Origin of the sequence: Cyanobium sp. Tous-M-B4 (assembly GCF_024345395.1) — a bacterium.
Taxonomy (GTDB): Bacteria; Cyanobacteriota; Cyanobacteriia; order PCC-6307; family Cyanobiaceae; genus Cyanobium_A.
In genome coordinates this window covers 16,071-27,617 of sequence record NZ_JAGQBA010000004.1, presented here as the reverse complement: position 1 = coordinate 27,617, position 11,547 = coordinate 16,071, and the positions used below count along the sequence as shown (strand labels likewise).

The 11,547-nt window shown below is 65.4% G+C and carries 12 protein-coding genes; 5 read left to right on the top strand and 7 right to left on the bottom strand.

All coding sequences use genetic code 11. The annotated features are described in order from the left end of the window. Positions 1–78 precede the first annotated feature (78 nt). From KBY73_RS08645 to KBY73_RS08635, 3 genes are all read right to left on the bottom strand, one after another. The gene (locus KBY73_RS08645) at positions 79–1,281 is read right to left on the bottom strand and encodes a beta-ketoacyl synthase N-terminal-like domain-containing protein (RefSeq protein ID WP_254936698.1); all 1,203 of its coding nucleotides are present in this window, start codon (positions 1,279–1,281) and stop codon (positions 79–81) included. A gap of 62 nt (positions 1,282–1,343) precedes the next feature. Next, positions 1,344–1,787, bottom strand: a complete 444-nt coding sequence (locus KBY73_RS08640) for a VUT family protein (protein WP_254936697.1) — start codon at positions 1,785–1,787, stop codon at positions 1,344–1,346. A gap of 52 nt (positions 1,788–1,839) precedes the next feature. After that, positions 1,840–2,769 (bottom strand): YeeE/YedE thiosulfate transporter family protein, encoded by a 930-nt coding sequence (locus KBY73_RS08635; protein WP_254936696.1) that lies wholly within the window; start codon positions 2,767–2,769, stop codon positions 1,840–1,842. Positions 2,770–2,927: 158 nt separating this feature from the next. On the opposite strand from KBY73_RS08635, the gene KBY73_RS08630 reads away from it, so the two are divergent. Then, complete coding sequence (locus tag KBY73_RS08630) at positions 2,928–3,236, top strand: hypothetical protein (RefSeq protein ID WP_254936695.1); 309 nt, start codon at positions 2,928–2,930, stop codon at positions 3,234–3,236. Between the two features lie 96 nt (positions 3,237–3,332). Here KBY73_RS08630 and def read toward each other — a convergent pair whose 3' ends face one another. Beyond that, complete coding sequence (gene def / locus KBY73_RS08625; protein ID WP_254936694.1) at positions 3,333–3,875, bottom strand: peptide deformylase; 543 nt, start codon at positions 3,873–3,875, stop codon at positions 3,333–3,335. A 35-nt stretch (positions 3,876–3,910) separates the two neighbouring features. After that, positions 3,911–4,696, bottom strand: a complete 786-nt coding sequence (locus KBY73_RS08620; RefSeq protein WP_254936693.1) for a hypothetical protein — start codon at positions 4,694–4,696, stop codon at positions 3,911–3,913. Positions 4,697–4,992: 296 nt separating this feature from the next. On the opposite strand from KBY73_RS08620, the gene KBY73_RS08615 reads away from it, so the two are divergent. Continuing rightward, the gene (locus tag KBY73_RS08615) at positions 4,993–6,297 is read left to right on the top strand and encodes a DUF2252 domain-containing protein (protein WP_254936692.1); all 1,305 of its coding nucleotides are present in this window, start codon (positions 4,993–4,995) and stop codon (positions 6,295–6,297) included. Positions 6,298–6,362: 65 nt separating this feature from the next. Here the strand turns inward: KBY73_RS08615 and KBY73_RS08610 are convergent, their stop codons facing one another. Then, positions 6,363–7,715, bottom strand: coding sequence for a glutamine synthetase family protein (locus KBY73_RS08610; RefSeq protein ID WP_254936691.1), 1,353 nt, complete (start codon positions 7,713–7,715; stop codon positions 6,363–6,365). A 23-nt stretch (positions 7,716–7,738) separates the two neighbouring features. Here KBY73_RS08610 and KBY73_RS08605 point away from each other — a divergent pair, with 23 nt between their 5' ends. Both KBY73_RS08605 and KBY73_RS08600 read left to right on the top strand, forming a co-directional pair. Beyond that, positions 7,739–8,407 (top strand): cysteine hydrolase family protein, encoded by a 669-nt coding sequence (locus KBY73_RS08605; protein ID WP_254936690.1) that lies wholly within the window; start codon positions 7,739–7,741, stop codon positions 8,405–8,407. Beyond that, positions 8,404–9,525: a calcium:proton antiporter gene (locus tag KBY73_RS08600; RefSeq protein WP_254936689.1), complete on the top strand. Its 1,122-nt coding sequence runs from the start codon at positions 8,404–8,406 to the stop codon at positions 9,523–9,525. Before KBY73_RS08605 ends, KBY73_RS08600 begins: the two co-directional genes overlap by 4 nt. Before the next feature lie 16 nt (positions 9,526–9,541). Here KBY73_RS08600 and KBY73_RS08595 read toward each other — a convergent pair whose 3' ends face one another. After that, positions 9,542–10,600 (bottom strand): Gfo/Idh/MocA family protein, encoded by a 1,059-nt coding sequence (locus KBY73_RS08595; RefSeq protein ID WP_254936688.1) that lies wholly within the window; start codon positions 10,598–10,600, stop codon positions 9,542–9,544. 35 nt (positions 10,601–10,635) lie between these two features. Here KBY73_RS08595 and KBY73_RS08590 point away from each other — a divergent pair, with 35 nt between their 5' ends. Then, positions 10,636–11,517 (top strand): proline iminopeptidase-family hydrolase, encoded by an 882-nt coding sequence (locus KBY73_RS08590; protein ID WP_254936687.1) that lies wholly within the window; start codon positions 10,636–10,638, stop codon positions 11,515–11,517. Positions 11,518–11,547 lie beyond the last annotated feature (30 nt).

The window sequence follows — 11,547 nt, the reverse complement described above, 5'->3', positions numbered from 1 at the left end:
GGCGTTTGTAACGCCAGTCGATTTGACCACCTAGACGCAGACTCACTCCAACGGCGTTGCCATTCGTTCAACATCAGCTCAAGCCGCATCCAGCAGGTTCATCACCACCACTCCCCCCATGCCAGAGGAGAGTTGCAAAGTCCGTCGTGGAATGGGAGCAAGCATGGGAGCGTTGGCCGGCAGTTCCAGGTTGGGATCGATGCCCTTGGGCCATGGGGGAACACTGCCCAGTTGCAAGCCCTCAACCATTAAGGCTGCTTCCACTACCCCAGCCGCACCAAGGCCATGCCCGAGGGTTCGCTTCATCGCCGTGATCCAAGGCAGAGCAGGGAAAGCCTGATGCACGAAGGCGATCTCTTCCGCGTCGAAGCGACGGGTGCCGGTGGCATGCAGACAGATCCAGTCGATGGCCTCCCTGCTCCTGGGACCATCCCCTAGGAGGCGCTTCAGTAGCTGATGGCTGAGGGCCTGCCCCGGCTGGGGAGCCACCAAATGATGGGCCTCGCAGCCCGTTGCCGAAGACTCCAGCCAACCCAGCAGCGGCGCCCCTCGGTCCTCCGCTGATTCGAACCGCTCAAGCACCAAGCAGCCGGCTGCTTCCCGGGGCACCATGCCGCTACGTGTGGCCATGAGCGGCTGGGAATTCTCGCTCGCCGCAAGCGCCCCGCTCCTTTGGGAGGCCTGCCGCAGCAGAGGCTGTAGCCGGGGTTCGGCACCGACCACCACCATCAGGTCCTGCTCGCCAGATCGGATCAACCGGCCAGCGAGGGCGAGGGCCTGGGCACCGGTGCTGCTGGCGGCATTGATGTTCAGCTGCTCGCCCTGCAGGCCGAAGCGCAAGGCGACAGCAGCTCCGAGACCATTACCACGCCAGCGACTGAGACTGGTTGCAGAAGGCCGCTGCGGGGTGGACGCCTGCTCCTCCAGCAGGGCACCGATATGACCGAGTGCACTGGCGCTCACCACCCCAGCTCGCAGTCGCCAGGGGTCCTGAAGCCCGGGATGCCCCTCTCCCCGCAGGGGCTGACGCCGATCAGTCAGTCCAGCCTGCCCCCAGGCCAGCTCGGCAGCGGCCAGGCCAAGATGCTGCTGGCGGCTGAGCACCCGGGCTTCGCCCGGCGTGAGCCTGGCGAAGCCGCAGAGCTGGGATGGATCCAAGGCCCGGTCACTCAGCAGCTGGTCGTGCTGCAGACATACCCATAGCGCTGGCGTACCGACAACCCCAGCTACCAGGGCCGAGCTGCCGGTGATCGCTACCCGCTGGTTATCCACCTTGGACATGGCTCATGGGCGGGGGCGAGTGCCAATGACCGCCCCGCTCCGGGACCGGAGACTGAGGCTGATCAACCCTCCGGCCAGAATCTTGTACCCACCCCGATGGTGAACAACGGCCAGCTCCAGAGGCCTGCCATGGCCAGGAACACCGACGTATCTACTGGGGCGCTGCAGAGCACGGACCACCACACCCGCTTTGAAAAGGGGCTGCGGGTGGTGGAGTACACAAGCCAGTCGACCGTCTCACTGATCAGAAAGGCCGTGACGCTCGCAAGGGCCACCGCAGGGGCCCCAAGGCGGAACGACAACCCCGCACCGATCAGCATCAGCAGCAGCACGGCATGGCCCCAACGGCGCTGGGCTAGGTCCCGCAGCGCCAGCACACCACCCACCAGCAAGGACCAGAACCAGTCCAAGTCCGGATGATGGCTGAACCCCACGTTTACGACCACCACGCAGGCAATGTAAGCAAGCGCCGTGGTGGCCGCATCTAGGTGGCGGGGGCTCGGCAAGCGGATGGAGGGAAGCCGGCTGGCGGAAGCTGGGGTGATCCTGCCAGAACCTTTAGCTTCGGAGGAGGGCAAGGGGGGGCGAGCAGCGCATGCCGATCAGAATGCCTGCCACCATCGCCGGCACCACCACCCAGCCGTGGGGGGAGCCGCCCGGCATAAAACGCAGCAATTGGGTGTCGTTGCCGCCCATAGCCAGCACAGCTCCCGCAGCCATGGCCATCCCGTAGGGGATACGCACTAGATCGTGTAATTGCGGCAAGGTGAGCTGGAAACGTCGCCGCACTAGGGCTTCACCCGCCATACCGGCTAGCAGCACCAGCCCCAGCAGCGGGGCAGGGTCGTGGTGCTGCAGGCTGTCGACCAGGGCGAGGGGCTGGGCCAGGGCACGGGCCAGGGAGGAGGGGTCCCAGCGCCAGAGATCGTTGTCGATCAAGGCGAGCATGGCTCCGCAGGCGATCGAAGCTCGCCATGCCACCCCGTCTCCAGCCGGCGACCCTGAGGGCTGGGCTGCAGGGCGGGCCGCCAACCACAGGAGACACAGCAGTACCAGCAGGGCGACCAGAGCTAGCGCAGTGCGCTGGAGCTGGCCTGGAAGAACCGGCAGGGCCATGGGGCTGCCAGCGATCTTGAAGCCAAGCACCCACCCCACCATGCTCAACAGGGCCCTCACATCCCCTCCGGCCAGCTGAATGCTCGTACCCACGAAGCAGCCCCGGTTCCAGGCAGCCACGACCCCGAATGACACCCCCCCGGCAACAACCGGCCAGTCCAGTGCCAGCTGGCGCGGAACGCTGCCCGAAGCGGCCGCCAGCGCCAGCAGCACGGCGCTGACCCCGAAGCTAATCAGAGCGATCGACCGGGCCGTAGCCCAGTCGCCATGGCTGGCTTTGGCGACAGCGGCAACCATGCAGAAATGGATACGGCTGAGCAGCAGGCCAGCAACAAACAGCAGCCCCACCACCACACCCAAGGGAAGCTGCATCAATCGGATTAACCCTCGCTGGCCGCCATCGTGAGCGGAGAGACAGCCGCACGGCTGTGACCCGGAGCACATGCAGGAGGCGGAACCGGTTCTTAGTGACCTGGGCACTCGACGCTTCCCTCCTCCCGGTGCTACTGACCAGTCAGTTCAGGTTTCCTATGGGACGCTTCCGCACCTACCTCGGCCTGTTGATGCTCACCAGCTTGATCCTGTCGGCCTGCGGCCAGTCCGGCCCTGCTGGTGGGCCGACGGCCTCCCCGGAGGACCAGAAGGTTCAGAATATGCTTGTAAAAATGGGTGTGCCCGGTGCCAGCGCCGTACCGAGCAAGGCTGCTATCGGACTCGACTGTCCGCCGGTCAAGGCCATGCTCAAGGATGCACAGCAAGCGTCGGCTGCGATCAGCGCGTCTTCCCGCCAGGCACTGAACGCATGGGCCCGCTGGTGCAGCCTGCCACCGCTCTCCTAAGAACCGGGCTGGAGGAGGTAGCCAAGGACAGCTACCCGGTTGGTAGCAGGAGTCATGCCGTAGGGCTTTTACAACTCTCGCTCCAAGCGAGGGGTCCTAACTGGGGACCGCCGGAATCAGCCCGGCCGCTTCCAGCTCAGGGATGAAGCCAAAAGCAGTGGGATCACTGAGCCGGTCGGGGAAAAGCACGCCATCGAGATGGTCGCACTCGTGCTGCACCACCCGGGCATGAAACCCCTCCACGCAACGATCCACGGGCTGGCCATCGCCATCGATCCCCTGATAGCGCAGCCGTTGCCAACGCGACACCCGCCCCCTCAACCCCGGCACACTCAGGCATCCCTCCCAGCCCTCATCACGCTCCGGTCCGAGCGGGGTGAGCACGGGATTGATCAACAGGGTGCGGGGAAGCGGTGGCGCATCAGGGTAGCGGGGGTTGGGCCCACCACCACCGAACAGCACTACCCGCAGCAGCACGCCGATTTGGGGAGCAGCCAGGCCGGCGCCGCTGCAGGCCTCCATCGTGTCGTGCAGATCCGTAATCAGTTGCCTCAAGGCGGGATGGTGAACTTCCGGCACAGCCTTGGCGCTCTGGCGCAATCGAGGGTCACCCAGACGCAGAACGGTGCGCACCCCCATCAACGAACCGCAACTGGCGCCATGCAAGCAGCCCCTCAGGGGGCAAACAACATGCGGATCTCAGGTACGGGCCTGTCCAGAGCGGACGCCACGGCAGCGAGGCCCGGGCGAGCAGCCGCAGCCAGCGGATTGATTCGGGCGCAGACGCTCCTGGCCTGGGAGCCAAGGTCAGACGGCTGACGCGGGAAGCGCCGGTAGTAGGTCAGGTCGACCCCGAGACGCCCAGCCAGTGCAACCGTCTGAACGGGATCTGGGCTGGCATGGGCCTGGAGCAGCAGCTCGCGCGCGTATTGGCCCATGGCCCAACAGTCGAGGTGGGTGAACTGGCCCGGCTGTTGTTCAAGCCTTTCATCGGTGCTGAATACCATCAGTCGCTGACCGGCCGTGAACCCCAGGGCCCCCTGCCCCATGAGCGAGCGCAGGCTGTCGAACACCACCATCTCACCGCCCGTGTGTGCCCCGCCGGCTGTGGCAAAAGCGGTGGCGCGCACCCCCTGCAATGACACATCCCCACCCAGTTCGAACAGGCGACGCAGGGGTGCGGCCGAGCCCTGGCTCCAGGTGGAGCCCCCCACCACCAGTACCCGCGGCCCTGGCTCCAGCAGCGACCTGACCTCAGCTCGGCCGGCCTGACTGGGCAGGGCCATCAAGCTGATGCGCACTGGCAACTGCTGCTCCCGGGCCATCCTCTGCAGTTCGAGAGCGATACCTAGACCAGCCCTAGTGGCATCGAACCGGCCGGTATATGGGGAGGGAGCAGCGAAGACAAAGCGCACCTCTGGTGCAGGGCTCTGAACAGGGGGAGGGCTGAGACTGGGCATCGGGGAGGTAGTGGGAGGAAGCCGCGAAGTGAGCCTGGCGGAAATCGGATGGCAGGTCGAGCATGGCAGCTCATAGGAATAATCCCCAAAAGCTCAATCCGCACCCATCTACAATCAGCAGCAAGGCTAAAATCCGCCCGCTGCAGATGCCCTGAGCGTGCACGAAAGCTTCCCGAATCGCAGGATGCGAACAATCGCGAATCGGCACAGAGCCGAACAACAAAGATCAGCTCTGACTTCTGCTAAGTACATTTACGGATCTGCACATCCAGCCTTACCACAACCTGCCACCATTCATGCAAGCAACTGTTGGGAGCAAACCATGGGATGAGCTGGGCCGCTGGGTCGAGCCCGGTAATCGCCGCTGCCCTTTAGAAATCCTGGAAGAGCAGGAGAGAACTCGAATTTCATGGCTGCTGCCGATGCGCCATGAACTCATGGGGGCAGGTGTTTTTGAGTTTTTCAGGGGAGGGGCTGCCTTCATGGCCTCCGATCTGGACTACGGAAAACACTCCGGAGTAGTGGTTCAACTCTGCGGTGATGCGCATCTGCTGAACTTCGGCTTCTATGCCTCACCGGAGCGCACCCTGCTGTTCGACATCGTTGATTTTGATGAAACCTACCCAGGCCCATTCGAATGGGATCTGAAGCGCCTGCTCACCAGTTTGGTGCTGGTGCTTCAGTCTCGGGGCGTTGAGGCCGAAGACTGCGAACGGGCAGCCATCGCCGTGGCGCAGCACTACCGAACGACGATCGAATGGTTGGCCGGGCTGCCCCTGATGCAGATGTGGGGTGCTCGCATCAATCTTGATGAGGTAGTGGAAGGATCAGGATCTCCTAGCTTCCGAAAGCATCTACGCGATGTCACAGCGGCCGCACGGGAGCGCGACACATTGCACGCCGCAGAACGCCTGTGCCATCGCGATTCGATGGGCCGCTTGCTGTTCAACCATCAGCCACCCACCCTGCAGCGCTTCGACTCCCTGCCGGAGGAGATGCGCTGCTCCCTGAGCGCTGATCAATGGAGCCGAGAAATGATGGAGTCTTACCAGGCGAGCACTCCCTCCCACATTCAGCAGTTGCTGGGCTATTTTCACTGGAGTGATTGGGCGCTGAAAGCTGTCGGGGTGGCTTCGGTGGGCACCCGCTGCTCGATCGGGCTCTGGGTTGGCCCCCATGAAGAGGATGTGCTGATCCTGCAATGCAAACAGGCCTTGCCCTCGGTGCTGCAGCCCGCAGATAGTCCGGGGGCTTGGAAGCATCAGGGTCAGCGCGTTGTGGAGGGTCAGCGATTGATGCAAACCCACAGTGACCCATTTCTGGGTTGGGCCACCAATCCCAGGGGCGACGATCTGATCTGGCGACATTTTCGCGACTGGAAAGGATCCGTCAAACTGCAAGATCTCGGCCGCAAGGGCATCACCGACTACGGCCGCCTGTGTGCCTGGGTGCTGGCCAAGGCCCATGCCCGCTCCAGCAAGGCCTCGCCGATCGCTGCCTGGATCGGCGGCGACCCCGCATTCGAGCAGGCGATGGCGTCGTTTGCGCTGAGTTACAGCGAAACGGTCGTTAGGGATTACAAGCGTTTCTGCAGCGAATAGATGACAACCTCGAATTAGCCTGGTTCTTGAATGGCTGTGCAAAATCCAAATGGATCCCCTGTGGTTTAGGGGAGGCCGCCCACCAGCGGCCACCAGGCATCCCCCGCAGCCAGGGCAGCATCGCCGAGGCCGGCGCAGCGGCGCACCTCGGCGGCCTGGCTATCCAGCAGGCTGGCGTGTAGGTCCTCCCCAAAGGCCTGGCGCAGCAGGGCACTGGCGGTGAAGGCGGCTGAAGCCTCAGCCAAGCTCGCGGGCAACCGCACCGCCGCACCGGCCGGCAGATGGGCCGGATCGCCACTCACCGGCGGCGGCAGGGACCGGGCCTGCTCCAGCCCGTCCAGAGCCACGGCCTGCACGGCCGCCAGCAACAGGTAGGGATTGGCCGCCAGATCCACCACCTTGAGCTCCAGGTGGGCGGAGGCACCATCGGCAGCGGTGGGAATCAGGCGCAGGGCCGCTTCCCGATTCTCGATACCCCACACCTGAAAGGGCGCCGACCAGGAGCCCGGCGCCAGGCGCCGGTAAGAGATCTCCAAGGGACAGGCCAGGGCGAGCAGGGCCGGCAGCTCCTCCAGCAGGGCCGACAGCACGGCGCCACCAGCGTCGGTAAGGCCGCCAGGGCCGTCGCCCCCCTGCAGCAGCGGCTGGCCATCGCGCTGCAGGCTCAGGTGCAGATGGCCCCCATTGCCCACCCGCTCCAGGCTGGGCTTGGGACTGAAACTGCAGCGCCAGCCAAAGCGGCGCGTCACCCGCTGAATCACGAGCCGGGCGTGCACCAACCGGTCAGCCGCCTCCAGGGGCGTACCCGGAGCGAGCGACAGCTCAAACTGCCCGGCCCCGTATTCCGGGTGGAACTGCAGCCAGGGAATGCCGGCGGCCTCCAGGCCATCGAGCAGGGCCGTGGCGTAATCCAAACCCTCCATCAGCCGATCGGCGCCGTAGGGGCCACCGGCCATGGCCGGCTGGGGATCGGCATCGGGGCGATAGCTGGCCACCAGCCACTCCAGTTCGAAGCCGGCCCACAGCTCCACTCCGGCCTTGTGAAGCTGCTCCTGCTGCTGACGGCAACGGTACCGCTGATCCCCCACGTAGGGGTTGCCGGTGCGTTCAAAGCGCTCCCCCGGCGCCCAGGCCCAGCCGCTGCTGGGCTCAAGCAAAGCCAGGGCAGCGGCATCGGGCCGCAAACGCAGGTCCCCATCGGGGCGAGCCAGGCGATGGGCCGGATCGATGGCACCATCGGCGCGGAAGGCATCCGACACGGGGGAGAAACCCACCCCCACGGCCACCGCCGCGTCAAAAGCCGATAGCGGCACCACCTTCACCAAGGGGGCACCGGCATGGTTCACCCAGGTGATCGCCACCCAGCGGATGCCCTGATCGGCGAGGGCGGCAACCGGCGGCGACAGGGGCTTGGACACGGACAGACCGCGGCACTGCGACCATGATTGCCCCGTCCGGCGCTGCCCGCATGGAAGCTGTCCACATGGAACCGGATCCCCTACCGGCCTGGTGGCAGACCGGCGCCATGGCCCTGCTGCTGGTGGACCTGCAGCAGGGCACCTGCGGTGATGCTCAGCCGCGGCCGCGGCCGGCCTTTGATGCCCAGTTCCGCGCCCACACGCTGCCTGCCGCCCAACGGGCCCTGGCCGCCGCGCGCCAGGCACACCTGGAGGTGATCCACACGGTGATGGCCAACCTCACCGCCGACGGCCGTGACCGCAGCCTCGACTACAAGCGCTGCGGCATGGGCTTCCCACCGGGCAGCCGCGCCACCCAGGTGATCCCCGAACTGGCGCCAGGGCCTGATGAGCTGGTGCTGCCGAAAAGCTCGTCGTCGCCCTTCAGCTCCACCACCCTCGACTACCTGCTGCGCAACCTCAGCATCCGCACCCTGCTAGTGATCGGCCTGCTCACCGACCAGTGCATTGACCATACGGTGAAGGATGCCGCCGACCGCGGCTACCGGGTGGTGTGCCTCACCGACGCCTGCCAGGCGGAGACTCCCGAGCGTCACGCCGCGGCGCTGGCGTGCTTCCAGGGCTACTGCACCCAGATGCCGGTGGCCGCGTTGACGGCCACAGTGAATGCCTTCCTGGCGTCAACAGAATGATGGGCTTGGTTCGGGACCTGCTCGGGAGGCGCCGAGCGCTGCTGCTAGTGCTTAGTGCCGCGGCGATCGTGTTACCGCCCTCCGCGGCCTCAGATCTGCGGCTTCCCTATTTCCTTCTTTGCGGCCTGGCCCTGATTCCGCTGGCCCAGCTCACTGCCGAACTGGTGGATCACCTGGTGCAACGGGTAGGCGAACGCCTGGGCGGGCTTCTGAACGTGACCCTGGGCAACCTGCTCGAGCTAGTGATCGCCCTGACGGCCCTGCGCAGCGGCCTCTACGAACTGGTGGTGGTGAGCATCGCCGGAGCCGTGATCACCAACAGCCTGCTGGTGCTGGGCATCAGCACCATGCTCGCGGGACGGCAGGCCCTGACCATCGACCTGAACCAGCACAGCCGCGGACTGAGTACCCGCCAGCTATTGATCAGCGTCATTCTAATGGCGGTGCCATCGGTTTTCTTCTGGAATTCAATGCATCCAATCAGCGAAGGCGGAGAAACACTCAATCTCTTTGCCATCTACTCCTTGATTGTTGCGGTCATAGTCTTGGTGGTCTATCTGCTCTCCTATATCTACCAACTCGGTACACACCGGCACCTCTTCCTTAGCCAAAACGACCTGATCGACAGCCACCCTGGCCCAACCATCGGGGCATCTGTGCCATCGATCGCGCTTGCTTTGGCGCTGGTGGCCCTGGCCATCGCCGGGGTCTCCGAGCATCTGGTGAGCGGCCTGCAGGAGCTGGTGATGGGCAGCTCCGTCACCCCGTTATTTGTAGGCATGCTGCTGCTGCCGCTGTTTTCAGCCATTCCGGAAGCCCTGGTGGCCTTCCGAGCCGCCAGCCGGGGCCGCATGGCCCTGGCGATGGCCAGCACCGTGGAATCAAGCGTGCAGCTGCTGCTGTTCGTACTGCCCGCCCTTGTGCTGGCCGCCCCACTGATGGGCCGGTTTCTGCACCTCACCTTTCCGCCCCAGGCACTGGCCTGCCTTGGAGCCACGGCCTTCGCCGTGCACTGGCTCACCGAAGGCAACACGCTCACCTGGTACCAGGGGCTGCTGTTGCTCAGCATCTACACAGCTCTTTTCACAGGAGCGCTGCTTCTCAGGCCTGGAATGTGAGCCTTGCGGTGCCGGGTTAGAGAGCGCCGGAATCCAGCCGCACCACCTCCCCAAGCTGGCCGGCCGTGATCAGCGCCTCGGCGATCCGCAGGGCCTCCACGGCGTCGCTCAGGTCGGCCACCGCCGAAGGCTCACCACGCCGCAGGCAGGTGGTGAAATCGGCGAGCTGGTCCCGCAGTGCCCCGCACACCCGTCCACCGGTTTCGGACCACAGCGTGAGGTCCGGATGCTGCTGGCCCTGGTCGCCCCAGACCTGCAGCGGGGTCTGCAGCCCCTGCAGCCGGGCAGTGCGCTGGCTGCCCACCACCGCCAACTCGGCATCGATGCAGCCCTGCCAGTGGTCGGTGAGCACGTTGGCGGGGGCCTGGGCGGGCACGGTCCAACTGCTCTCCAGCTGGGCTACAGCACCATTGGCCAGCCGCAGCAGGGCAAAGCAACCCTGGGGCGCCAGGTGATCCCCTTGGCGCACCTCCATCGCCATCACGGACGTGACCCGGCTCCCTGTGAGCCAGAGCATCAGGTCGATGTCGTGGATCAGGGTGCGATGCACCGTGTGGATGCGATCGGCGATGGCGGCAAAGGAGGAGCGACTGCAGTTGCGCCGGGCCCGGATCGACACCAGATCGCCGAAGCTGCCCGCGGCGATCTGGTGCTGCAGCAAGCGGTGGGAAGGCTCGTAACGCAGGATCAGGCCAGTCTGAAGGGTCACACCGGCCACAACCGCCAGCTGCTGCAGCTCCCGGGCGTCCTGCCAGCTGGGAGCCAGCGGTTTCTCCACGAACAGATGGTGACCCTGCGCCAGCGCCGCCCTTGCCTGGGAGCCATGCTGTTCATCCGGGGTCGCCAGCACCACGGCATCCAGGCTGTCGTCGGCGATCAGCTCCAGGGCATCGCCATACCGTGCCGTCACCCCGTGGCGGTCGGCCACCCGGGCCAGGCAGTCCGGATCGGGATCGGCCAATGCCGCCAACTCCACCCCCGGCAGATCGGCCAGCACGCCGGCATGCAGCTGGCCAAAGCGCCCCACACCGGCGAGGCCAACCCGCAAGGGCAGGGCAGACGGGGTAGGGGCCATACGCTGGTGAGTACCAACTCTTAAGCATGGCAGCCATGGCTGAATGGACGCGCCAAGTCGTTGGCGTGGCCGGCCACCAGGTGATGACTTTCTCAGCCGGCACGGCCCCCCGCACCCTGCTGCTGGTGCATGGGGGGCCGGGCTGCCCGTCGCGCTACCTGCGCGACAGCCATGAAGCCCTGCTGCAGTCAGGACTTCGGCTCATCACCTGGGATCAATTGGGCTGCGGTGAATCCGACCGGCCCCAGGATCCTGCCCTGTGGCGTCTCGAGCGCTTCGTAGAGGAGATGGCCGCGGTGCTGGATGCCCTAAATCTGGACTGCGTCGACATCCTGGGACAGTCGTGGGGTGGGGTGCTGGCACTGGAGTTCAGCCTGCGTTTCCCCGATCGCGTGCGCTCCCTGATCGCTGCCGACACGGCGTTTGACCTGCCTCGCATGGAGCGGGGCTTCGAGCAGAAGAAACAGGCCCTCGGCAGCGAGACCGTGGCGATGATGGCCCGCCATGAAGCCGGGGGCAGCACCGACCATCCGGAATACCAGGCCGCGGTGACCCTGTTGATGCATCGCCATGTCTGCCGACGCCACCCCTGGCCCGAGTCGCTGCACTGGTGCCTGCAGAACCTGGGGGTGGAGGTGTTTTCCAGCATGTTTGGCCCCTATTTCTTTCAGTGCAGCGGCTCACTGCGCCACTGGGACCGAATGGACGATCTGGAGTCGGTAACTATGCCGGTGCTGCTGGTGCACGGAGAGCACGATTACATCGTGTCCGACCTAGCCGCCATGGCCCGCGACCGCCTGCCCAACGCAGCCTTGGCCCTCTTTGCGGGTTGCTCCCACATGCCGTTCTTTGAGGACCCCGAGCTGTATCTCCACACCGTGAATCAGTTCATTCTGGACACAGGCGAACATGCCTGATCTGGCCGGCCCAGCCCCCTTACCTCTCGT

Bases quoted from the DNA above. Each gene is read 5' to 3' on its own strand.
- KBY73_RS08645 (WP_254936698.1), bottom strand. From the start codon at position 1,281: ATGTCCAAGGTGGATAACCAGCGGGTAGCGATCACCGGCAGCTCGGCC.
- KBY73_RS08595 (WP_254936688.1), bottom strand. From the start codon at position 10,600: ATGGCCCCTACCCCGTCTGCCCTGCCCTTGCGGGTTGGCCTCGCCGGT.
- KBY73_RS08635 (WP_254936696.1), bottom strand. From the start codon at position 2,769: ATGCAGCTTCCCTTGGGTGTGGTGGTGGGGCTGCTGTTTGTTGCTGGC.
- KBY73_RS08615 (WP_254936692.1), top strand. From the start codon at position 4,993: ATGCAAGCAACTGTTGGGAGCAAACCATGGGATGAGCTGGGCCGCTGG.
- def (WP_254936694.1), bottom strand. From the start codon at position 3,875: ATGGGGGTGCGCACCGTTCTGCGTCTGGGTGACCCTCGATTGCGCCAG.
- KBY73_RS08605 (WP_254936690.1), top strand. From the start codon at position 7,739: ATGATTGCCCCGTCCGGCGCTGCCCGCATGGAAGCTGTCCACATGGAA.
- KBY73_RS08590 (WP_254936687.1), top strand. From the start codon at position 10,636: ATGGCTGAATGGACGCGCCAAGTCGTTGGCGTGGCCGGCCACCAGGTG.
- KBY73_RS08620 (WP_254936693.1), bottom strand. From the start codon at position 4,696: ATGCCCAGTCTCAGCCCTCCCCCTGTTCAGAGCCCTGCACCAGAGGTG.
- KBY73_RS08630 (WP_254936695.1), top strand. From the start codon at position 2,928: ATGGGACGCTTCCGCACCTACCTCGGCCTGTTGATGCTCACCAGCTTG.
- KBY73_RS08600 (WP_254936689.1), top strand. From the start codon at position 8,404: ATGATGGGCTTGGTTCGGGACCTGCTCGGGAGGCGCCGAGCGCTGCTG.